This window comes from Achromobacter insolitus (assembly GCF_002209555.1).
Taxonomy (GTDB): Bacteria; Pseudomonadota; Gammaproteobacteria; order Burkholderiales; family Burkholderiaceae_B; genus Achromobacter; species Achromobacter insolitus.
In genome coordinates, this window is the sequence record NZ_NJIF01000001.1 from 1,153,399 (window position 1) to 1,174,330 (window position 20,932).

Sequence of the window (20,932 nt, forward strand, 5' to 3'; positions counted from 1 at the left end):
CCGCTACGCCGGCCGCTTGAACGCCTTGCGGGCCTTTTCGCTGGCAGCGTGGCAGTGGCAGTCGGGGCTGTGATCGTTCACCATGCCCACCGACTGCATGAAAGCGTAGACGGTGGTCGGCCCGACGAACTTCCAACCCAGTTTCTTCAATGCCTTGGAAAGGGCTTCGGATTGCGCCGAGGTGGACGCGCCGCGCGTCGATGGCGCGCCGGCCGGGGCCTCGAAACGCCACAGGTAGGCGCCCAGCGAACCTTCGCGCTCGATCATTTCGAGCGCGCGGGCCGCATTGTTGATCACGGCCTCGATCTTGCCGCGATGGCGCACGATGCCCGCATCCGCCAGCAGCCGCTGCACGTCTTTTTCCCCGAAGCGCGCCACCTTGGCTGGCTCGAAATTGGCGAAGCCGCGGCGAAACGCATCCCGTTTGGTCAAAATGGTGCGCCAGCTCAACCCCGACTGGAATCCCTCAAGGCACAGTTGCTCGAACAGCGCGCGGTCATCGCCTTCCGGGTAGCCCCACTCGGTGTCGTGGTAGGCCATGTATTCGGCGGACGTGTCCACCCAGCCGCAGCGGACCAGGCCGTCGGAAGATTCGGAATTGGCGTTCAAGGCAGGCTCCTGGCGACATTCGGGCTACCGATGCTACCGCAGCAACGTCCCCGATAAAAGACGGTAGCCGGACAAAAAAATCATGGCGGCCGCGGATCATATCCAGCTAATATTTGCAGCCCTGATCCCGCGCCGGCCGTGTCCGCGCGCGTCCCGGCGCTGTACGGGGGGCCTGCGTGGACGCGGCCCGTTTTGCGAGTTTGCCGGGCCTTGGACAGGTTTCCAGCCTTCCGCGCTCCATGACCCTGTTAGAGTCTTCTCTCATCTCGTTCGTCTCGCCCGCCGTCCTGGCAGGAGACGACCCGGCCGCCAACCCCTGTCTGGACTGCGGCGCATGCTGCGCGCATTTCAGGGTGTCGTTCTATTGCGGAGAGTTGGCCGGCGAAAACGGCGGCCACGTGCCCGTCGAACTGGTCACACAACTTAGTCCGCTGCGCGCCTGCATGAAAGGCACGGAAAAAGGCGGCGGCCGCTGCATTTCGCTACGAGGCGAGCTCGGCCAGCCAGGCATCCATTGCGCCATCTACGAAAACCGTCCCACGCCCTGCAGGGAATTCGATATCTGGATGCCGGACGGCTCGCCCAATCCCGATTGCCAGCGTTTGCGCGTGTCGCTGGGCCTGGCCCCGGTCCCGCCCCGGCCGGACGCCGAGAACGATCCGCAAGGCCCCTTGCATCCCAACCAACCCGCCGCGGCCTGAAGCGCGAGGATTTCAGCCCGCGCAGGAATGGCCGGCGTGCGCCAGCATTGCGGGTGCGGAGCGGGCATCAGCGGCGGGCGCCTGCACGCGTTTGCGCACCCGCACGATATCTGGATCCTTGCCCAGAAAACCCAGAACGTTGCGCATGACGCGCTCGCGCTCCTGATCCACGCAGATCATGTGGTAGCTGTCCTGCAGCATCACCAGCGTCGCGTGGGGAATGCGCTGCTCCAGATAGCGGGCCGAACGCGGGCTGGTCAGCTCGTCTTCTTCCGCGTGCATGATCAGGGTAGGACAACGCATCCGCTCCAGCCCCCGCCGGACCATGCCGCGCAACCGATCGACCTGGCGCACGCAGGCCAACGGCACCCACTGGTAGTGGAATCCGTCGCCGCGGGCAAAGCCCGCCTTGATGAAGGCGCGAACCAGTTCGCTCTTCACGCCATAAGGATCTTCCTCGCGCACGCGGATATGCCGCCGCACGCCTGGCAGGCGATAAGCCAGATAGCGCACGGCCCGGTACCAGGGCATGCTCCAGCCATCCAGGAATACCGGCGCGGCCAGCGACACCAAGGCGCCGCGCGTATGCGATTCGCGCTTGCAGACCTCGACCGCCAGCAAGGCGCCCAGACACATGCCTATGACGTGCAACACGTCATACTGCGCGCATAGTTCGCGATAGCGTTGCGTCACCACCGCCATCCAGTCCTCGACCCGCACGTCCAGCAGGTCTTCCGGACAACCGGCATGGCCGGGCAAGGTCACGCCGTGGGGTTCGACCCCGGCGCGCGCCAGCACCTTGTGCAAGGCGCCCATGTCGAATTCGGTGCCGCCCAAGCCGTGGATGAGCAGCGCGCCCACACGTTGCTGGCTCACGGCGCGCTCCTGGCCGGCGCCAACGCCAGATAAAACTGATCATTCATGAAACACCCCTGAAGCATGGCGGGCAGGACGAAATAGCCTGTCCGACCCTGGCGTCATACTAGGCAGGGGGTGCCTTGGAAGATCGGCAAAACTGTCGGAGAACCGTGAAAATCCGTAAAGCCCGGCAGGGGCCGCGCTACTCGCGTTCCGCCAGATAACGCGTGGGCGTCACGCCGAACGCGGCGCGGAAGCTGCCGATGAAGGCGCTGGTGCTCTCATAGCCGACCGACAGGCCGGCCTCCGTGACCGAGCCGCCGCGGCACAGGAGTTCCAGCGCGCGCAGCAAGCGAGCCTGCTGGCGCCACTGTCCCAGCGTGACGCCGGTTTCCTGGCGGAAACGGCGCATCAGCGTGCGGGAAGACATATTCAGGCGCTGCGCCCATTCATCGATGCTGGCGGTGTCCTCGGGCCGATCCAGCAGCGTATTGGCCAGATCCTGCAGGCGCGGATCGGCGGGCATGGGCAACAGGACGGGTTCGTGCTCGCGCTGCTTGAGCTCTTCCAGCAGCACGTCGAACAGTTGCTCCTGGTAGGCAGGAGACAAAACGGTGTTCGGTTGGACCGAGGTAAAGCGGTCCATCAGGGCCTCGATCAACCGGGATGCCGGCCAGGACCGGCAACGGTCCGGCAGGCGGGCGCAGGCATCGCGTCGCACATACAGGAACGAGCCGCGTGCCTCGCCGAACCAGCGGGCGCCGTGCTGCACCCCCGGTGGAATCCAGCCCAGGCTGCCAGGCATCACCGTCCACACCTGCACGCCCGCCTGCACCACCACCAGGCCCTCGTGCACCAGCACCAGCATGCCCTCGTCATGGACATGAGAGGGCACGGCAATGCCTTTGGATTCACGCCGCCCCCGGACGCTGAACGGCGTCAGCAATACGTCTGGCAGGGGGGGCGCAACGGCCACGTGGAGCATGGTTGGCAGGTTTGAGCTACAGGTTGACGGTTTCCGGCGAGCGGATCCAGTTGGAAATGTACATCATTCTCACCTGGATATCAGCCCCAAAAGGAGAACCCCTATGGACCACTCAAGGCTGCGCCATGCGGGCATCAAGGCCACCTTCCCACGCATGAAGATCCTGGATCTTTTCTATCAGCGCGCGGGCCTGCACATGAGCCCGGCGGATGTGTACCGCAACCTGCTTTCGGACAGCAGCAATATCGGCCTGGCCACGGTTTACCGCGTCATCACGCAACTTGAAGGCGCCGGTTTGCTCAAACGTACTCAGCTCGACGCCCACACCACGGTGTACGAGCTCAATGACAAAGGACACCACGACCACCTGGTCTGCACCGATTGCGGACGGATCCTGGAGTCCAGCGATCCCGCCGTGGGTCAACTGGTCAGGAAGATCGCCAAGCGCAGCGGCTTCCTGCTGGACTCCTACAGCCTGGTGCTTTACGGCCACTGCGGCTGCGGCAAAACCGCAGCAGCCCTTCCTCACGGAGAATTCGAATGAACCCCGAAAAATTTTTCTTCCACGACCTTTCCCAGTTTCCCATCGTCACCTCCAAGCATGGCGGCGCGCCCGACGGCTATTCGGCCAGTTGGATACGCGAAATGGAGATGCTGGTGGACAACCCCCAGAGCTTCGTCATGGTGGTGCCCGACATGCGGCAGGAAGCCGGCCAGGCCGACCGCAAGGCAATGATCGAATGGCAGACCGCCAACATGCCGCGCCTGAAAGCGCGCTGCCGCGCGTTCATCGCCGTGGAGGGCAACGCCGATGCGCTGGACAAGATCCGCAAGCGCGGCGAAAAGATGACCCGGGCTTTCGGCGTGCCATTCCTGGCCGTGGCCACTGTCGGCCAGGCCGCGCAATGCGCCCGAGAACTGTTGGGCCAGTCCGGCCCTGGCGGCTTCGTCGTGGACTAAGGCCCGTGACTTAAGAGTTGGCCTCCCGCGCCGTTGTCTATGGTGTCATCGCGCGGATACCTGCTGGGTCCGCGCTCTCGCCCACACCAGGACCGGCCGCCTCAGCATGAACCGCGCACTTGCCTGCATCTTTTGCCAATCGACGCTTGCGCAAGGCGCCCCGCTGCTCGAAAAGAACGGAGCGGCCATCTGCAAGACTTGCGCCGACAACTTCTCGGCCTTGTTCGCCGAACGCGCCTGGCTCATGGCGGCCACCCTGCAAGAGCAGCTGGACGTGCTGCTGGAAGAAAGCAGGCGCGCGCTGGCGCACAGCGAATCGCTGTCCGAGCGCGCCCGCAGTTGCGGCCTGAGCCTGCACGATCTCTCGGCCATGCCGGCCCGCACCCTGTCCTGACGTTCACCACATCGCTCGCCATTGATCTCGATGCGCAGGACCGGCCGGCAAGATGACAGGCTCCGGCCGCGTTGTTCGTTGCCCCGCTGTCCCGCTGTCCCGTTTTCCCGTTGTCCCATTACCCCGTCCCCCGTCCCCGTGCTGGCTCGGTGAATACTGGGCACACAGCGAACGGGCACCACCAAAACGCAGACGAAAAAAAAGCACCGCGATCACTCGCAGGTGCTTGATTCTCTTACCGCCTTCGCAAAAAAGCGGGGGGTGGTGGGCTGAGCGAGACTCGAACTCGCGACCAACGGATTAAAAGTCCGCTGCTCTACCGACTGAGCTATCAGCCCGACCGAAGCCAGAAATTATGGCCGATTTGGCGCCGTTTGTCAAAATTAGATGCTAACAGCCCCATGCAACGGCGCGGGGCTGCAACAAAAACGGCCGCATGTCTGAACTGACCCCCACAAGTTGGACGGTCAGCTAAAGCCCGAAGGCCTGAGCACGGTCCTGGACTTACCAGGCGGCCACCACGGCGCCCTTGTACTTCGTCTCGATGAACTGCTTCACGGCCGGGCTGTGATAGATGCTGATCAGCTTGGCGAACTCGGGACGATCCTTGTCCTTTTCACGCACGACCAGCACGTTGGCGTACGGCGAATCGGGCGATTCCTGGGCGATGGCGTCCGTGGCCGGGTTCAGGCCCGCTTCCAGCGCAAAGTTGGTGTTCACGGCCGATGCATCGGTGTCATCCAGCGAGCGCGGCAGCTGAGCAGCGTCCAGCTCAATGAAGCGCAGCTTCTTGGGGTTCTCGACCACGTCGATCGGGGTCGCCTTCAAGCCGACGTCGGGACGCAGCTTGATCAGGCCATTCGCTTGCAGCAGCAGCAAGGCGCGACCGCCGTTGGTCGGATCATTGGGCAGCGCAATGCGGGCGCCTTCCTTCAGCTCCGACAGCGACTTGATCTTCTTGCTGTAGATACCGATGGGGAAGATCACCGTCTTGGCGATGCTGACCAGCTTGTAGCCGCGGTCAGCATTGGCGTTATCCAGGTAGGGCTGGTGCTGGTAGCTGTTGGCGTCCAGGTCGCCCGAGGACAGCGCCACGTTGGGTTGCACGTAATCGGTGAACTCGATGACCTGGATGTTCAGGCCCTGCTTGGCCGCTTCCTGCTTCACCACATCAAAGATCTGGGCGTGCGGGCCGGCGGTCACGCCGATCTTCAGCGGCTTGTCCTGGGCCAGCGCCGGTTGGGCGAATACGGCGGCGCCGAGTGCGAACGCGGCCAGCGACTTCAAAACCTTGATGCTCATGTTGCGATATCCCGAATGTCGGAAGTGAGGAGAAAATGTAGCGGCGCCGGCAGGATCAACGATGCGAAATGCGGCGCACGTAGCGGTCGCCCAGGCTCTGTATGACCTGAACCAGGACGATCAGCACGATGACCACGGCGGCCATCACGTCAGACTGGAAGCGCTGATAGCCGTAGCGGATGGCCAGGTCGCCCAGGCCACCTCCACCGATGGCGCCCGCCATGGCCGAATAGCCGATCAGGCTGACGACGGTGACGACGGTGGCGGCGATGAGGCCGGGCAACGATTCAGGCAGCAGGACCTTCATGATGATCTGCATCGGCGACGCGCCCATGGCCCGCGCGGCGGTAATCAGCCCCGGATCCACCTCGCGCATGGCGTTCTCTGCGATACGCGCCATGAAGGGAATCGCAGCGACCGACAAGGGCACGATGGCGGCCGTGGTTCCAATGGAGGTCTGGGCCACCAGGCGCGTGAAGGGGATGATAGCCACCATCAGAATGACGAACGGCACCGAGCGCGTGGCGTTGATGACCGCCCCCAGCACGTGGTTGACGGACTGGTTCTCGAGCATGTTGCCGCGCGCCGTCACCGTCAGGATCACGCCCAGCGGAATGCCGATCACCACCGCGATGGCGCTGGCCACGCCCACCATCAGCAGGGTGTCAAGCAGCGACGTAATAAGCAGGTCGATCAGTTGCGGACTCATGAGCTATTTCTTCAACGGTAATGTCACGGGCGGCCAACGCGGCAATCGCGTCCTTGACCGCGGCGGGCGCGCCTTGCGCCAGCACGAACATCGTGCCGACGGCCACGCCCTGGATGTCTTCCACGCGCGCCTGGATCAGGCCCACGTCCAGGGAATACTGCTTGTACAGGTCGGACAGGAACGAGCCCGACGCGTCGGTGCCGGTCAGCGACAGGCGCAGCAGGCGCACCGCCTGGCCCGGCTGAGCCGCTGCCAGCGCCTGGATGCGTTCCTTGACCGCGGCCAGCGTGGCGTCGGTGAGGTCGGACGCGGTGGCGGCCGACACCATGGCGCGGGTCACTTCGTGGCGAGGCTGCGCGAAGACTTCGCGCGTACTGCCCATTTCGACCACCTCGCCCTGCGACAGCACGGCAACACGGTCGCAGACTTCGCGCACGACTTCCATCTGGTGCGTGATCATGACGACGGTCACGCCGGTCTTGCGGTTGATGTCTCGCAGCAAGGCCAGGATGTTGTGGGTGGTTTCAGGATCCAGCGCGGACGTGGCTTCGTCGCTGAGCAGCACGTCCGGGTTGTTGGCCAAGGCGCGCGCAATGCCGACGCGCTGCTTCTGGCCGCCACTGATCTGGCTGGGATATCTGTCTCGCAGATGCTCCAGGCCCACCAGCGCCAGCAAGCGCTCCACGCGGGCCGGGATCTCGGCCTTGGCGACGCCGGCGATTTCCAGCGGCAGCGCGACGTTGCCGTAAACGGTCCGGCGCGACAGCAGGTTGAAGCCCTGGAACACCATGCCGATGCGGCGGCGTTGCTCCCGCAGCTGCGCTTCGTTCAGGCCGGTCAGCGACTGGCCGCCGATGGAGATCGAGCCTTCGTTGGGCCGTTCCAGCAGGTTGATGCACTGGACCAGCGTGCTTTTACCGGCCCCGCTGGGGCCAATGATGCCGAAGACCTCGCCCTGCTGGATGTGCAGGTTGATGCCCCGCAACGCCTGGAATTGTCCATGCGGCGTGGCGTAGGTCTTGGATAGGTTCTCGATCTGAATCATGGCAAGCGATTTTGTATCTTTTCTCTTCTACAGAGAACGACTGTTTCTTTCATTTTTTATAACTACAAGTAATATAAAACCCCGAACCCGTGCATGGCCGCCCTCTATCGGGAGATACGCCATAACGCGGAAAGGGCAGTCAGGAAGGAAAGCCTTCCTGACTGCCCATTTTTTTGCCGACCGGCCGCAGCCGGTTCGTCAGCGTGCGCGCGAGATGCGGACTTCCGCGCCGCGGCGCTTGACTTCCAGGCCCTCGGACGGAGAAATGCGCAGGCCTTCCAGCCCCTTGATGTAGCTGGAACCCTGCATCTGCATGACGCGGATCTTGTTGCGCATGACGACCGGATTGTGCACAGGCATGCCAAACATCCAGACCTCGTCCAGGATGCGGGCCGAGTTGAACTCGCCCGTATGCTGCGCCGCCGGTCCGAGACAGAGCATGTGCCCTTCGCGGCCAAACACCGGGAACTGGCCCAGTTCGCAGTCGATGGTCCAGGTGGTGCCGCCCTCGTAGCGGTGCCCCGTGTTCAGGTCCCACCAGGCTTCGCCCTTGGGCAGGTACACGCGCACCTGCTTGCCGGGTTCGGTGATGGGGGCCACCAACAAGGCCGGCCCCAGCAGGTACTGCAGGTCCCAGTCGTGCGCATGGGGATCGTTCGGGAACGACATGGCCATGGAACGCTGCACTGGCAGGCCGGTGCGCGCCGAATCCTCGATGGCGCCCAGCACGTAGGGCACCAGGCGGTAGCGCCACTGCATCCAGGTCTTGGCGTGCGCAAGGGTTTCTTCACCGAAGTCCCAGGGCATCAGGCCGTCCACACCCTGGAAGGCAAAGTTCGACGAGAACACGCCGGCGGTCAGCCAGCGCAGGTAAAGCTCGGGCGTCATGCCAGCCCGGTCGCGCGTGGCCGAGCCTATGCCATGCACTTGGACGGGCAAACCGCTGGCGCCGATCGACAAGGCGGTGCGCAGTGTGTGGCGCAGACCTTCCCAGGTGTTCTCGGCCTGCGGGCCCACCTGCCACGGCAAGCGCTGGGCGGCGGGGAACAGGTCGGAACTCGGCACCACGCCTTCCGGCGGGACCTTCAGGCCCGCGACCGCGTCGAACAGCGCGCGGCGCACCAGCAGCGGATACATGCTGCGCAGCGCAGGGCCGGTTTCGCCGTTGCGGGCGGTGACGCCGTCGGGAATGGCGATCTGGGCGTCGCATGCGGGTGCATCCAGGCCGTCTTCCACCAGTTGGCGATGACGCTCCACCCACAGGTTGTAGATGTCGCGGTAGGTCAGATCCAACAGGCCGTAAGGCTGGCCCGAGGTGGCGGCATTGCCGTCGAACACCTGCGCCGAGCCGTCGTCCTTGGCCAGCAGCCAGCCACGATCTTCGAGCTCTTCGAACAGCGGGCTGGTCTTCAGCACGCCCGGGAAGCCCGAGGCGGCGACGTGCACATGGTGCTTATGGAACAGCGCCAGCATCTGCTTGGCGTCCGGGTAGCGTTGGGCATCCCATTCGAAAACCGTCTTGTCCGACTGAAAGCCCCAGGCCGCCGGCTGCGCCAGCGTCACGGCATCCACCGGAATCTGGTTTTCACGCATGCGCGCCACCAAGGCCACGGTCTGCGTGGGCATTTCGCCCGGGGCCTGCTGCAGCCACGCGCCCATCGCCCAAAGCGACGGCTGGCCGGCGCGGCCCGTTAGAGCGGTGTACTGATTGAGGATTTCACCCGGTTCGCCAGCGAACAGGAAGATATCCAGCACGGCGTCGTCCACGGTCAGCACGTAGGCGGAATCCGCGGGGGCCACACCCACCGAATGCTCCACACGCCGCATCGTGTTGACATAGACGCCCCAGCCGCGCGGGCTCCATGCCAATGGCAGGGCGCGGTGCTCGGGATCGTCGGAAACCACGGATTCTTCGCGGCGGTTCAGGTCGCCCGGAGTCTCGCCCAGGCCGTAGACGCGCTCGTCGGGCTGTAGCGTGAATCCTGCCGTCCAGACGGCGTCGTCGGCCTGGTCCAGCGCGTTATGCCCGAATGCAGGCGTATGCGCGGAGACCTCGGACTCGAACACCCGCTCGTCGTTGCGATGGATCGCAATACGCACGGGGTTGGACTGGACTTCCAGCACGACGTCGCCCTGAGCGATCCGCCAGCCGTCCCCGCCTTCCACGGGAGCGATGGTGGCCTCGCCCACGGCCTCTTGGCGCGCGAGCAGCATCTCCGCCACGGCGCGAGCACGCGCGCCGGGCTTGTCATCGTTAAGGTGATTAGCCTCGCCGCAGCGCAGGCGAAAGACGCCCGGCGCATGCGCCTCGACTACCAGGTGCAACCCATCGCCCGCGTCGAAATCGATGCGACTGGGGCGGGACGTCAGCAGCTCGATGTTTTCGAGCTGGGTAGTATGGGCAAAGTCGAACTTGGGCGGCACAGAGCATCCCCCGGCTTAAGCCAAAAACCATCAAAAGACGCTATTTTGACGGATTTGGGCTTTGAAATAAACTCGGTCCCTCTTTTGGACTGCGATCTCATCCATAAAAGGGGTCTAAAGCCTTCGGCCAACGCCCTTGGGGCATGAAGGCCTTCTAACCGCCAAAAAGCCAGGTTCGCGGCCAACTCGGGCCGATTTGGCGCCAAATCCTGGCAATTCCTGCCATTCTACGCCACCCGCGACCAGTCTCCGGCCCTCGTTCCCTGCTTTTTTCATCGTGGTGCAATAAGTTGCGCCAAGTCCGTTTCCAGGGGTTGAGGTTCGCCGTTCAGGCGCGCTGCGATCAGGTCACCCATGAGCGCGGACCACGACAGGCCCCGCGATGCATAACCCACGGCCAGCCACAGGCCCGGCGCCTGCGGCACTTCGCCCACCGCCGGCAAGCGCCCCGGCAACACGGCCCGCCAGCCAGCCCAACCCGGCAAACTGCCGGGCTCCAGCGAATCGAAGTCCGGAAAGCTGCCGCCCAGCAGGCCTGCCGCCTTGTCCAGGGTGACACGCTGGCCTTCGGCGCCTATCCGCGCCTGTTCCGCGCCGTGCACATAGGTGCTGCCCACCACGCATGCCGCGGCGACTTCGGGCAGCAGGTAGCCCTCGCCGCCGACAATGCAGCGAGGGCCGCCGCCCAACGCCTGCGCCGGCACCAGCGTCACCTCTCCCGCGAGCGCATGCATTTGCGCCACGCGCGGCAAAAGATCCAGCAGGCCGCTTTCGGCCAGCACGGCGCGGGCGCCGAACGCATTGGCCAGGATGACGGTATCGGCACGGGCGAGCTCGGCGCCGGCCTGGTCGAAAACGCGCCAGCCCGGACCGGCCCGATCGACCTTCGCCACCTTGCCAGGCAGAATCGTCACGCCATCCGCCGCCAGCAAGGTTTCTATCAGCAGGTTCGGCCGCAGCAACATGCCCTGCCCGAAATACACGCCGCCCCGCGCCAGCGGCAAACCCGCCAAGGCGCTGGCTTCATCACGGTCGACCTGGCGCACCCAGTGTTCGGGAAAGGCCAGGGTCTCCAGGGTGCCCGCCAACGCGGCGGCCCGCCCCTCGTCCCGCTCCAGCTGAACAGTGCCGCAAACGCGAGGGGCCGCGCCCGCCGGCAGGCCTTGCCAACGCGCCAGCGCGCGCTGGCTGCCGGCTCGCGACAAGCGCGCCCGCGCGTTGTCATCGCGCGCCACGACGGGCGTCAACGCCGCCGCGGCATGTCCTGCGTGCGCCGGCGCGTCCTGCGCCCGGCCTGCATCGATCACCGTCACGCGCCATCCGCGCGCGACCAGCGCCTGGGCAATGCCCGCGCCGGCCAGCCCCGCCCCCACCACGACCGCGTGGCGAACATCCCCGCCGGGAATGCCCGGGGCCGCGCGGCCCGGCGCGGTGGCAGCCCCCACCGTCATATGCCATTTGCCCCCGTAGCCCGGCGCGCGCCGGGCATCAAAACCCGCCGTCCGCAAGGTCTGGCGCAGTTCGCCCGTGCAGGCCCAGGTGGCCAGCGTGGCGCCTGGCGCCGCCAGCTTCGCCAGGTTGCGCATCAGCGGCAAAGCCCACATCTCGGGATTGCGTTCGGGCGCGAAGCCGTCCAGGAAGAACGCGTCGACCGCGACGCTCAGGCGGGACGCCAGGACCTGCGCGTCGCCGAAACCCAGGGTCAAGGTCACGGCGCCGCCCTCGAACTCCAGACGATGCAGGCCAGGTAACAAAACCGGCCATTGGGCCGCCAACTGCCGCCCCAGTTCAGCCAGGGGCTCGGGCGCGTAACGCGCCAGCAACCCCGCCAGGTCTTCTCGTTCGAAGGGGTGCCCTTCCAGGGATACCACATGCAGCGCGCCGCTACGCTGGGGATCGTCCCGCCAGGCTTTCCAGAGCGCCAGGAAGTTCAATCCCAGGCCAAACCCCGTCTCGCAAACCGTAAAGGCCCCACGTCCGCGCCAGCGCTCGGGCAGGCCGTTACCGCGCAGGAACACGTGTTCCGCCTGTCCCAGCGCGCCGGACGGCGAGTGGTAGACATCGCCATAGACGGGACTGTAGAGCCGGCCGTCGGCGTCGAATTCCGTCTTGGCGGGGATCAGGGGAGCATAAGTGAAGGACATGGGGACGGCGGCAACAGGCAGGACGGAGAATAGGAATCAGCGTGGATAGTCGGACGTGGCCGCGTTGGATGGACGCCACGCGGCGGGGCGGTTTCCGGGTTCCGCCACGGATTTGACGCATACATGGGCTTACACTGGTTTCATGGATACTTACGATAAGTCCCGTTCGCAGACCTCGCCCATCGACCTGTGCGCCGCCATCGACGCGGCAGTCACGGCAGCCCATGCCGGCGCAGCCATACTGCAATCCTACGCGCATCACCGCGCGGATCTCGTGATCGACCGCAAGGCGCGCAATGATCTCGTATCCCAGGCCGATCGCGAAGCGGAGGCTGCCATTATCCAGGAGCTGCAGGCGCGCACGCCCAAGTTCGGCATCGTCGCCGAAGAGACCGGCGGCAAGCCCCAGGGCCACGCCACCTGGTACATCGACCCGCTGGACGGCACTACCAATTTCCTGCACGACATCCCGCATTACGCGGTGTCGATCGCGCTGATCGCACACGCGGGTACTCCCCTGTCGGCCACCGAAACGCTGGCCGAGGACACGCCCGTGGTGGGCGTGGTCTATGACCCCAGCCGCGAAGAACTCTTTACCGCGGTCCATGGCCTGGGCGCGTGGCTCAATGGCCGCCGCATCACGTGCTCGCGCACGCAAACCATCGAAGACGCAGTCCTGGCCACGGGCTTTCCGTTCCGCGACTTTTCATTCGCCGCGCAATACATGCCCATGCTGCACGACGCGATCAACCGCGCCCGCGGCGTGCGCCGCATGGGCGCGGCCGCGCTGGACCTGGCATGGACGGCTTGCGGCCGCTATGACGGCTATTGGGAAATGGGCCTCGCGCCGTGGGACGTGGCCGCTGGCACGCTGATCCTGCGCGAAGCGGGCGGCGCATGTTCGGACATGCACCAGCAGGACCCCTGGCCCATCGGTGGGCGCGTCGTGGCGGGCAACAAGCTCATCGAACGCGCCTTGCACGAGATGATCGCCCCGCACCTCGACAAAGAGGACTGACGCCCTCCTACGCCGCCTTGCTTCCGGGCGTGCCCGCGACGGCATCCGGACGCAGTTCCCGGCGCAAGATCTTGCCCACATTGCTCTTGGGGAGTTCGTCGCGGAACTCCACGTAACGCGGCCGTTTGTAGCCGGTGAGCTTTTCCCGGCACCAGTCCTGGATCTGCGCCTCGGTCAGCGTCGGATCCCGCCTCACCACGAACACCTTGACCGCCTCGCCCGAATGCTCGTCCGGCACGCCGATGGCCGCGCATTCCAGCACGCCGGGGTGCTGCGCCACGGCGGCCTCGACTTCGTTGGGGTAGACCTTGAACCCCGACACCGCGATCATGTCCTTCTTGCGGTCGACGATGCGCGTATAGCCCTGCTCGTCCATGATGCCGATGTCGCCCGTGCGGAAATATCCATCGGCGGTCATGGAGTGGCGGGTTTCCTCGGGCTTCTGCCAATAGCCCAGCATGACCTGCGGCCCGCGGATGGCGACCTCGCCTCGCTCGCCCAGGGGCACTTCACGGCCTTCGTCATCGAGGATGGCCACGTCGGTGGAAGGCAAGGGCAGACCGATGGATCCGGAATACGCGGTCGCATTGGTGGGATTCACGGTGGCCACCGGCGAGGTTTCCGACAGGCCATAGCCTTCGATCAACGGCCTGCCAGTGATCTTGAGCCAGCGTTCGGCGACCTGCTGCTGGACCGCCATGCCGCCGCCCAACGTCAGCCGGAGACCGGAAAAATCCAGGCGCGCAAAGTCCTCGTTGTGCGCCAAGGCGTTAAACAGCGTATTGACGCCGGGGAACACATTGATGGGCACCTTGCGCCACGCATTGATGAGCGAGGGTTGGTCGCGCGGGTTGATGATGAGCACGTTGCGCATGCCGGCATGCAGGCCATACAACCCGCATACGGTCATGGCAAACACGTGGTAGAGCGGCAGCGCGCTGATGATGGTGAGCTGCTGGTCAGCAAGGTCGTGCACGACGGGCTGCGCCACCGCTTCCGTCTGCAGCACGTTGGCCACGAGATTGCGATGGGACAGCATCGCGCCCTTGGGCACGCCGGTCGTGCCGCCCGTGTATTGCAGCACGGCCACATCATCCATCGACAGCGCAGGCGGCGTGAAGCGCTGGCGCGCGCCGTCGCTCAGCACGTCCGGCAGCATGCGGGCACCATCAATCCGCCACGCGGGAACGATCTTCTTGACATAGCGGGCGGCCAGGTTGACCAGCGGCGCCTTCAGGCCGCCGAGCAGATCGCCCGGCCCCGTGACGACGATGTGCTTGAGCTGTCCGCGGTCGGTGACGCGCTGCAGGGTGTGAGCGAAATTCTCCAGGATGACGATGGCCGACGCGCCGCTGTCCAGCAATTGCCGCTGCAGTTCTTCGGCGGTGTAGAGGGGATTGACGTTCACCACGACCAGGCCCGCGCGCAGCGTGCCCAGCATGCTGACCAGATAGGCTGGCACGTTCGGCATCATCAAGGCTACGCGTTCGCCTTTGGCGAGGCCCACGCTTTGCAGCCAATTGGCGAAAGCCTGCGCATGAGCGTCGAGTTGCGCGTAGGTGATGTCGCTGCCCATGGCGGTGCATGCGATGCGTGATGCGTACTGCTTGCAGGCCCGGTCCAGCAAGTCAGTCAGGGAGGCATAACCCTCTGTGGATATTTCCGCCGGAACCCCCTGCGGATAATGGGCAAGCCACGGACGCGTCATGGTATTTGTCTCCATTAAATTGGTTTTTGATTGATGATACCCTTGTTGCGTTCCCTTTTTTCGCCCGAGAGCTCCATGAAACTGCTCGAACCCATCGTCGCGTGGCATCACGACATTTCCAAGATCCGACGCGACATTCACGCGCATCCCGAACTGGCTTTCGAAGAATTCCGCACCGCTGATGTCGTGGCGGCAAAGCTCGAAGAATGGGGCATAGAAATCGACCGCGGCCTGGGCGGCACGGGCGTGGTCGGCATCATCCGCGGCAACCAGCCGGGCAATCGCGCGGTGGGCCTGCGCGCCGACATGGACGCCCTGCCCATGCAAGAGGCCAACACCTTCGAACACGCCAGCACCCATGCCGGCAAGATGCACGCCTGCGGCCATGACGGCCACACGGCCATGCTCCTGGCCGCGGCGCAATACCTGTCGCAGCACCGTGATTTCGCGGGCACGGTCTACGTGATTTTCCAGCCTGCGGAAGAAGGCGGCGGCGGCGCCAAGCGCATGATCGACGATGGCTTGTTCACGCGCTTCCCCATGGAAGCCGTATTCGGCATGCACAACTGGCCCGGCATGAAAGCCGGCCAGTTCGGCCTGACCGCCGGCCCCATCATGGCCTCCAGCAACGAGTTCTCCATCGTCGTGAAGGGCAAGGGCACGCACGCCGGCATGCCCAACCTGGGCATCGACCCCGTCATGGCAGCGGTGCAACTGGCGCAATCCCTGCAGACCATCATTACCCGCAACCGCAACCCGCTGGACGCGGCGGTGCTCAGCATCACGCAGATCCACGCTGGCAGCGCCGACAACGTCGTGCCCAATCATGCTGAACTGCGCGGCACCGTGCGCACCTTCACGCTGGAAGTGCTGGACCTGATCGAACGCCGTATGGAAGAAATCGCGCGCCACACCTGCGCCGCGATGGACTGCGAAGTGCAGTTCACGTTCCAGCGCAACTATCCGCCAACCATCAATCACGCCGAGGAAGCTGCGTTCTGCGCCGACGTGCTGCGCGACATCGTCGGCGAAGCCAACGTCAACGATCACGTGCAGCCCACCATGGGCGCGGAAGATTTCGCCTTCATGCTGCAGGAACTGCCAGGCTGTTATGTCTGGATCGGCAACGGCACCGGCGAGCACCGCGACAGCGGTCACGGCCTGGGTCCCTGCATGCTGCATAACGGCAGCTACGACTTCAATGACGAACTGCTGCCGCTGGGCGGCACCTACTGGGTACAACTGGCGCTCAAGCGCCTGGCCAAGGCCTGAGCCTCACACGCCTTCCGCCGCCCCGACCGCCAGGCACATTGCCAGAAAGCGTTCGGCGGCGCGGGCGGCGGCGTCCGCATGCGGCACCAGAATGCTCAAGGTCCGCGTCAGCGGCTTGGGCAACAGGCGCAAAGCCGCCAGCGCGCCATCCTCGTGCCGCATCGACATAACCGACACGAAACCCACGCCCAGGCCGGCCCGCACCGCCTGCTTAACTCCTTCCACGCCGGCCAGTTCCAGACCCACCGACGGTGCCAGGCCCGCATCCGCAAAGGCCCGCTCCACCAACCGGCGCACACCCGAACCAGGCTCGCGCATGATCAGTGGTGAGGTGGCCAGGTCGCGCAGCGTTACCGCCCCCTTCCCTGCCAGCGCGTGGTCCGCGCGCACCACCGCCACTACCTCGTCCTGGCGCCAGGCATGCACCGCCGTGTCCGCAGGCAGGCCAGCCGGCACATCGCCTTCGATGAACGCCAGATCCAGAGCCGGCAGGCGTTCGACGATCTCACGCGTGTTGCCGTCGGACAGATGCAGGCTGACCGACGGAAACGCATGCCGGAAATCCGCCACCAGGCTGGGCAGCAGATAGCTGGCAGGCGTGGTGCTGGCGCCCAGCCGCAGGTCGCCGGTTTCCAGTCCGCGCCAGGATTCACGCACCGCCTGCGCCTGTCGATAGACCTGGCGCAACTGCCGGGCCTGCTCGGCCAGGCGCTCGCCGGCCTCGGTCAGTGCGATGCCATGTCCGCTGCGGCGATACAGAGGCTCGCCGAACCATTCCTGCAACATCCGCAGTTGGCCCGAAACGGCCGGCTGGGACAGATTCAGCAGTTGCGCAGCGCGGCTGATGTTGCCAGCGTCGGCCACACTGGCGAAGGTGAGCAGTTGGTCAGGGGTCATGAGCACACAAATATCAGAATTTTGGATATTACATATCCGAAATAAAGATTTTTCAAATAGTAGGGGAGAAATTAATATTTCGTGAAGTTATTTAGATATGCCTCCCCCAAAAGGCCAGCCCATGAGTACCTCGTCCAGCACCGCCGTCCCCCTGCCCGCCGCCCCGGCCTCGCCGGCCTCCGCTCCCGCCGCCACGCCCTGGCGCGACAAGCTCAATGGCGTGCTGTTCGTCGGCCTGATGGCGGGCGCGGTGATGCAGTTGGCGGATCTGCCCGCCATCCGCCAGCTGGGCTTCTCGCCGCTGGTCGTGGGCATCGTCTGTGGCATGCTCTACGGCAACTTCCTGCGCGGCACGATGCCTGCAGATTGGGGGGTAGGCGTGAACTTCACGGCGCGGCGCCTGCTGCGCATCGCCGTCGCCTTCTACGGCCTGAACATCAGCATCCAGCAGATCGCGGCGGTGGGCCTGCCCGGCCTCGCGGTCTCGGTCGCGGTGGTGGTGGGTACCCTGCTGATCGGCACGGTAGTGGGCCAACGGCTGCTGGGCCTGGATCGCGACACCGCCATGCTGACCGCCGCGGGCAGCGCCATTTGCGGCGCCGCAGCCGTGCTGGCCTTCGAACCCACGCTGCGGGCCGCGCCCCACAAGAGCGCGGTGGCCGTGGCCACCGTGGTGCTGTTTGGTACCTTGTCGATGTTCCTCTACCCCGTGTTCTACCACGCAGGCTGGCTGAACTTCGACACGCAGGCGCTGGGCATCTACATCGGCGGCACCATCCATGAAGTGGCCCAGGTGGTCGGCGCGGCCAGCAACATCGACCCAGCCACCACCGAAGTCGCCACCATCGTGAAAATGACCCGCGTGGCCCTGCTGGTGCCGGTCCTGCTGATCCTGGGCATGTACCTGCGCAGCGCGGCCTCGCATGCCGCCAGCGGCCAGTCCAAGGGCGCAAAGCTCCCCATTCCCTGGTTTGCGGTGGGCTTCCTGGTGCTGGCCATCATCAATTCGCTGAATATCATCCCCGCGGACTTGGTGGCTGCCATCCGCCGCCTGGACGTTTTTGCCCTGACCATGGCCATGACCGCCCTCGGCATCGAAACGCGCTTCGCCCAGATTCGCAAGGCCGGTCCGCGCGTGATGGCGCTGGGCCTGATCCTGTACCTCTGGCTGCTGGTTGGCGGCTACGGCATCGTCAAGCTGGCCTCCTGATCCCGGCCCACCGCGGCCCGGCGGCCGCGGCGGGCCTTGCACATGCACGCCGCTGTCTCGTTTTTCCTGCATAATCGGCTGGTTCCCTAGCAGTGGAGTCGGCCGCATGACCTCCAGCACCAAAACCCCGTTTACGACTTTGCCCGCCGATCGCGACGCGGTATTGCGCGTCATGCCGATGCCGGCGGACGCAAATATCCACGGGGACGTCTTCGGCGGCTGGATCATGTCCCAAGTCGACATCGCTGGCTCGATCCCCGCCGCGCGCCGCGCCGCCGGACGCGTGGCCACCGTGGCGGTCAATGCCTTCCAGTTCAAAGAGCCGGTCTTCGTGGGCGACCTGCTCAGTTTCTATGCTTCCATCATCAAGACAGGCACGACGTCGGTCACGGTGTCCGTCGAGGTCTACGCGGAGCGCCAGCGGCTGGACGCCGAGATCGTCAAGGTCACCGAGGCCACGCTGACCTACGTCGCTACCGACGAAGCCCGCCGCCGCCGCCCCCTTCCCACCCTTTGAGCCGTAACGCATGACGCAGTCCGCCGCCGCGCAGAAACCGCCCGCGACGCCCCGCCGCCTCGACCCGGAAGACGCCCAACACGCCCTGGCGGAAGTGCAGGAACGCCTGCGCCGCCAGCAACTGGTTGCCGACCTGGTGCATCGCCAGGAAGAAGGCGATTCCAAGGCCTCGCTGGTCGAGGACCTGGTGCATCGCCAGCACGAAGCCGAACTCAAGACATTGCTGGATGGCCTGCATCCGGCCGACATCGCCTTCATCCTGGAGTCGCTGCCCAAGGACGAGCGGCAGGCCATCTGGAAGCTGGTCAGCCCCGAGCACGACGCGGACGTGCTGCTGGAAGTCGAAGACTGGGTGCGGGAATCGCTGATCGAAGCGATGGACCGCCAGGACCTGGTTGCCGCCACCGGCAACATGGATGCCGACGAGCTGGCCGACCTGGCGCCCGACCTGCCGCCCGACGTGGTGGCCGAGGTCCAGAAAGGCCTGACCGAAGAAGAACGCGCGCAATTGCTGGAAGCCATGGGCTATCCGGAAGACAGCGTGGGCGCGATCATGGACTTCGAGATGGTGCGGGTGCGCGAGGACGTGACGCTGGAAGTGGTGCTGCGCTATCTGCGCCGCCTGCACGAACTGCCCGACCACACCGACCAGATCTTCGTGGTGGACCGCCAGGACAAGCTGCAGGGCATCCTCCCCCTGTCGAAGCTGCTGGTCAGCGAGCCTGAAACCGAAGTGCGCGCCGTCATGAATTCCGATTTCCTGACGCTCAACCCGCTGGACTCCGACGCGGACGCCGCCGGCGCCTTCGAACGCTACGACCTGGTCTCGGCGCCGGTCATGGACGACCAGGGCCGCCTGATCGGCCGCGTGACCATCGCCGACGTCGTGGACGTGATGCGCGAAGACTCCCAGGAACAGGCCCTGTCGCGCGCCGGTCTGCAGGAAGAGGACATCTTCGCCCCGGTTTCCACGGCCTTGCGCAACCGCGCCCCCTGGCTGCTGTTCAACCTCTGTACCGCCGCCACGGCGTCTTTCGTGGCCTCCCAGTTCGAAGGCACGGTGAGCCAGATCGTGATCCTGGCCTTCCTGATGTCCATTGTGGCCGGCATCGGCGGCAACTCGGGCAACCAGACCATGACCCTGATCATCCGGGCCCTGGCCATGGGCCGGATCACCGGCCGCAACCTCTGGCAACTGGTCAAGCGCGAGCTTTTCGTCACCCTGATGGTGGGGCTGTGCGGCAGCCTGGTGGCCGCCCTGTTCGCCTGGGTCATTTCGCACTCCGTATCCATCGCGCTGGTGATGATGGCGGCCATGGTCTGCAATATGCTGGTCGGCGCATCCGTGGGGGTGCTGGTACCAATGGTCCGTGCCCGGTTTGGCAAGGATCCCGCGATGGGCTCGTCGGTGCTTTTGACCTTTGCCACCGATTCGCTCGGCTTCTTCATCTTTCTGGGGCTGGCGACAATTTTCCTGCTGTAGCCCTGATACAACAGCAAAATACGCCCGCTTCCCTCTAGCAGCGCAAGCTTGACAGCTAGCTGACAGGGTGGATGACGACTGTTCCATTACAGTAATGGAATTGTCATCTCCCCTTTTTCAGTGCCCACAATGACCGCAAGATTCCGGGCAGCAATTTTCAGCCTGCTGCTCGCCACCTTCGCCGCCACCGCCCAAGCCTGTGACAGCATGCCCTCATGGGCCAAGTCCGCCTGCAACCGCCTGGACCAGATCTGGACCGAGGGCGGCAATGACCTGTACCTGACCGGCTACTCCTGGCACAACCGTGCCACCTACAGCAAAGAAAAGATCGACAGCTTCAACGAGCTGGCCTGGGGCGGCGGCTACGGCCGCAGCATCTACGACGAAGATGGCGACTGGCAAGGCCTGTACGCCATGGCCTTCCTGGATTCGCACAGCAAGATCGAGCCCATCGCCGGCTATGGCTTCCTGAAGATCGGGCATGTCAGCGAGAACTTCCGCCTCGGCGCGGGCTATACCGTCTTCCTGACGGCGCGCCACGACATCATGAGCTACGTGCCGTTTCCCGGCATCCTGCCGCTGGTGAGCGCGGGCTACAAGGACGCGATGCTGTACGCGACCTACATCCCCGGATCCGCCGGCGCCGGCAACGTGCTGTTCATGTTCGGCCGCTGGAGCTTCTGAAGCCCCCTGGCC

The 20,932-nt window shown here is 65.1% G+C and carries 20 protein-coding genes and 1 tRNA gene; 10 read left to right on the forward strand and 11 right to left on the reverse strand.

Going from position 1 to position 20,932, the window contains the following annotated elements:
• Positions 1-3 precede the first annotated feature (3 nt).
• The gene (locus CEY08_RS05190; protein WP_076816254.1) at positions 4-609 is read right to left on the reverse strand and encodes a DNA-3-methyladenine glycosylase I; all 606 of its coding nucleotides are present in this window, start codon (positions 607-609) and stop codon (positions 4-6) included.
• A 239-nt stretch (positions 610-848) separates the two neighbouring features.
• Between CEY08_RS05190 and CEY08_RS05195 the strand changes: the two genes are divergently transcribed.
• Positions 849-1,310 (forward strand): YkgJ family cysteine cluster protein, encoded by a 462-nt coding sequence (locus CEY08_RS05195; RefSeq protein ID WP_076816256.1) that lies wholly within the window; start codon positions 849-851, stop codon positions 1,308-1,310.
• 12 nt (positions 1,311-1,322) lie between these two features.
• Here CEY08_RS05195 and CEY08_RS05200 read toward each other — a convergent pair whose 3' ends face one another.
• Together CEY08_RS05200 and CEY08_RS05205 are read right to left on the reverse strand one after the other, a co-directional pair.
• A complete protein-coding gene (locus CEY08_RS05200) occupies positions 1,323-2,186 on the reverse strand; it encodes an alpha/beta hydrolase (RefSeq protein WP_076816258.1) in 864 nt (287 codons plus the stop codon).
• 184 nt (positions 2,187-2,370) lie between these two features.
• Entirely contained in the window at positions 2,371-3,153 is a 783-nt protein-coding gene (locus CEY08_RS05205) for a helix-turn-helix domain-containing protein (protein ID WP_084738624.1), read from the reverse strand.
• Between the two features lie 103 nt (positions 3,154-3,256).
• Here CEY08_RS05205 and CEY08_RS05210 point away from each other — a divergent pair, with 103 nt between their 5' ends.
• From CEY08_RS05210 to CEY08_RS05220, 3 genes are all read left to right on the forward strand, one after another.
• On the forward strand, positions 3,257-3,697 hold the full coding sequence (locus CEY08_RS05210) for a Fur family transcriptional regulator (RefSeq protein ID WP_063642276.1): 441 nt from the start codon (positions 3,257-3,259) through the stop codon (positions 3,695-3,697).
• On the forward strand, positions 3,694-4,113 hold the full coding sequence (locus CEY08_RS05215; RefSeq protein WP_042796436.1) for a hypothetical protein: 420 nt from the start codon (positions 3,694-3,696) through the stop codon (positions 4,111-4,113). The genes CEY08_RS05210 and CEY08_RS05215 overlap by 4 nt, the downstream gene beginning before the upstream one ends.
• A 106-nt stretch (positions 4,114-4,219) precedes the next feature.
• Positions 4,220-4,507 carry an MSHA biogenesis protein MshH gene (locus tag CEY08_RS05220; RefSeq protein ID WP_076816260.1) on the forward strand — a complete coding sequence of 96 codons (288 nt, stop codon included), beginning with the start codon at positions 4,220-4,222 and terminating at the stop codon, positions 4,505-4,507.
• Between the two features lie 262 nt (positions 4,508-4,769).
• Here the strand turns inward: CEY08_RS05220 and CEY08_RS05225 are convergent.
• The 6 genes from CEY08_RS05225 to mnmC all read right to left on the reverse strand — a co-directional run bounded on the left by CEY08_RS05225 (position 4,770) and on the right by mnmC (position 12,131).
• Positions 4,770-4,845, reverse strand: a tRNA-Lys gene (locus CEY08_RS05225).
• Between the two features lie 166 nt (positions 4,846-5,011).
• Positions 5,012-5,809: a MetQ/NlpA family ABC transporter substrate-binding protein gene (locus CEY08_RS05230; RefSeq protein WP_076816262.1), complete on the reverse strand. Its 798-nt coding sequence runs from the start codon at positions 5,807-5,809 to the stop codon at positions 5,012-5,014.
• A gap of 55 nt (positions 5,810-5,864) precedes the next feature.
• Complete coding sequence (locus CEY08_RS05235; RefSeq protein ID WP_042796433.1) at positions 5,865-6,518, reverse strand: methionine ABC transporter permease; 654 nt, start codon at positions 6,516-6,518, stop codon at positions 5,865-5,867.
• On the reverse strand, positions 6,475-7,563 hold the full coding sequence (locus tag CEY08_RS05240) for a methionine ABC transporter ATP-binding protein (RefSeq protein ID WP_063642279.1): 1,089 nt from the start codon (positions 7,561-7,563) through the stop codon (positions 6,475-6,477). The genes CEY08_RS05235 and CEY08_RS05240 overlap by 44 nt, the downstream gene beginning before the upstream one ends.
• Positions 7,564-7,761: 198 nt before the next feature.
• On the reverse strand, positions 7,762-9,987 hold the full coding sequence (locus CEY08_RS05245; protein ID WP_076816264.1) for a glycoside hydrolase family 31 protein: 2,226 nt from the start codon (positions 9,985-9,987) through the stop codon (positions 7,762-7,764).
• A 272-nt stretch (positions 9,988-10,259) separates the two neighbouring features.
• Positions 10,260-12,131, reverse strand: coding sequence for a bifunctional tRNA (5-methylaminomethyl-2-thiouridine)(34)-methyltransferase MnmC2/FAD-dependent 5-carboxymethylaminomethyl-2-thiouridine(34) oxidoreductase MnmC1 (gene mnmC, locus CEY08_RS05250; RefSeq protein WP_076816267.1), 1,872 nt, complete (start codon positions 12,129-12,131; stop codon positions 10,260-10,262).
• A 142-nt stretch (positions 12,132-12,273) separates the two neighbouring features.
• On the opposite strand from mnmC, the gene CEY08_RS05255 reads away from it, so the two are divergent.
• Entirely contained in the window at positions 12,274-13,149 is an 876-nt protein-coding gene (locus CEY08_RS05255; RefSeq protein ID WP_076816269.1) for an inositol monophosphatase family protein, read from the forward strand.
• 7 nt (positions 13,150-13,156) lie between these two features.
• On the opposite strand, the gene CEY08_RS05260 is transcribed toward CEY08_RS05255, so the two are convergent.
• On the reverse strand, positions 13,157-14,857 hold the full coding sequence (locus CEY08_RS05260; protein ID WP_063960633.1) for an AMP-binding protein: 1,701 nt from the start codon (positions 14,855-14,857) through the stop codon (positions 13,157-13,159).
• Between the two features lie 75 nt (positions 14,858-14,932).
• Between CEY08_RS05260 and CEY08_RS05265 the strand changes: the two genes are divergently transcribed.
• Positions 14,933-16,129, forward strand: coding sequence for a M20 aminoacylase family protein (locus CEY08_RS05265; RefSeq protein WP_063642361.1), 1,197 nt, complete (start codon positions 14,933-14,935; stop codon positions 16,127-16,129).
• Positions 16,130-16,132: 3 nt separating this feature from the next.
• Here CEY08_RS05265 and CEY08_RS05270 read toward each other — a convergent pair whose 3' ends face one another.
• Positions 16,133-17,026, reverse strand: coding sequence for a LysR family transcriptional regulator (locus CEY08_RS05270; RefSeq protein ID WP_042796429.1), 894 nt, complete (start codon positions 17,024-17,026; stop codon positions 16,133-16,135).
• A gap of 121 nt (positions 17,027-17,147) precedes the next feature.
• Here CEY08_RS05270 and CEY08_RS05275 point away from each other — a divergent pair, with 121 nt between their 5' ends.
• The 4 genes from CEY08_RS05275 (at position 17,148) to pagP (ending at position 20,920) form a co-directional block, all read left to right on the forward strand.
• The gene (locus CEY08_RS05275; RefSeq protein ID WP_076816271.1) at positions 17,148-18,236 is read left to right on the forward strand and encodes a YeiH family protein; all 1,089 of its coding nucleotides are present in this window, start codon (positions 17,148-17,150) and stop codon (positions 18,234-18,236) included.
• A 106-nt stretch (positions 18,237-18,342) separates the two neighbouring features.
• Positions 18,343-18,753 (forward strand): acyl-CoA thioesterase, encoded by a 411-nt coding sequence (locus CEY08_RS05280; protein WP_042796428.1) that lies wholly within the window; start codon positions 18,343-18,345, stop codon positions 18,751-18,753.
• A 10-nt stretch (positions 18,754-18,763) separates the two neighbouring features.
• Positions 18,764-20,236: a magnesium transporter gene (gene mgtE, locus CEY08_RS05285; protein WP_054457586.1), complete on the forward strand. Its 1,473-nt coding sequence runs from the start codon at positions 18,764-18,766 to the stop codon at positions 20,234-20,236.
• Between the two features lie 129 nt (positions 20,237-20,365).
• Positions 20,366-20,920 carry a lipid IV(A) palmitoyltransferase PagP gene (gene pagP, locus CEY08_RS05290; protein ID WP_042796427.1) on the forward strand — a complete coding sequence of 185 codons (555 nt, stop codon included), beginning with the start codon at positions 20,366-20,368 and terminating at the stop codon, positions 20,918-20,920.
• Positions 20,921-20,932: the final 12 nt, after the last annotated feature.

Coding starts and splice junctions, on each gene's coding strand:
- CEY08_RS05195 (WP_076816256.1), top strand. CDS start 849: ATGACCCTGTTAGAGTCTTCTCTCATCTCGTTCGTCTCGCCCGCCGTC.
- CEY08_RS05205 (WP_084738624.1), bottom strand. CDS start 3,153: ATGCTCCACGTGGCCGTTGCGCCCCCCCTGCCAGACGTATTGCTGACG.
- CEY08_RS05210 (WP_063642276.1), top strand. CDS start 3,257: ATGGACCACTCAAGGCTGCGCCATGCGGGCATCAAGGCCACCTTCCCA.
- CEY08_RS05215 (WP_042796436.1), top strand. CDS start 3,694: ATGAACCCCGAAAAATTTTTCTTCCACGACCTTTCCCAGTTTCCCATC.
- CEY08_RS05220 (WP_076816260.1), top strand. CDS start 4,220: ATGAACCGCGCACTTGCCTGCATCTTTTGCCAATCGACGCTTGCGCAA.
- CEY08_RS05230 (WP_076816262.1), bottom strand. CDS start 5,809: ATGAGCATCAAGGTTTTGAAGTCGCTGGCCGCGTTCGCACTCGGCGCC.
- CEY08_RS05235 (WP_042796433.1), bottom strand. CDS start 6,518: ATGAGTCCGCAACTGATCGACCTGCTTATTACGTCGCTGCTTGACACC.
- CEY08_RS05240 (WP_063642279.1), bottom strand. CDS start 7,563: ATGATTCAGATCGAGAACCTATCCAAGACCTACGCCACGCCGCATGGA.
- mnmC (WP_076816267.1), bottom strand. CDS start 12,131: ATGTCCTTCACTTATGCTCCCCTGATCCCCGCCAAGACGGAATTCGAC.
- CEY08_RS05255 (WP_076816269.1), top strand. CDS start 12,274: ATGGATACTTACGATAAGTCCCGTTCGCAGACCTCGCCCATCGACCTG.
- CEY08_RS05260 (WP_063960633.1), bottom strand. CDS start 14,857: ATGACGCGTCCGTGGCTTGCCCATTATCCGCAGGGGGTTCCGGCGGAA.
- CEY08_RS05265 (WP_063642361.1), top strand. CDS start 14,933: ATGAAACTGCTCGAACCCATCGTCGCGTGGCATCACGACATTTCCAAG.
- CEY08_RS05270 (WP_042796429.1), bottom strand. CDS start 17,026: ATGACCCCTGACCAACTGCTCACCTTCGCCAGTGTGGCCGACGCTGGC.
- CEY08_RS05275 (WP_076816271.1), top strand. CDS start 17,148: ATGAGTACCTCGTCCAGCACCGCCGTCCCCCTGCCCGCCGCCCCGGCC.
- CEY08_RS05280 (WP_042796428.1), top strand. CDS start 18,343: ATGACCTCCAGCACCAAAACCCCGTTTACGACTTTGCCCGCCGATCGC.
- mgtE (WP_054457586.1), top strand. CDS start 18,764: ATGACGCAGTCCGCCGCCGCGCAGAAACCGCCCGCGACGCCCCGCCGC.
- pagP (WP_042796427.1), top strand. CDS start 20,366: ATGACCGCAAGATTCCGGGCAGCAATTTTCAGCCTGCTGCTCGCCACC.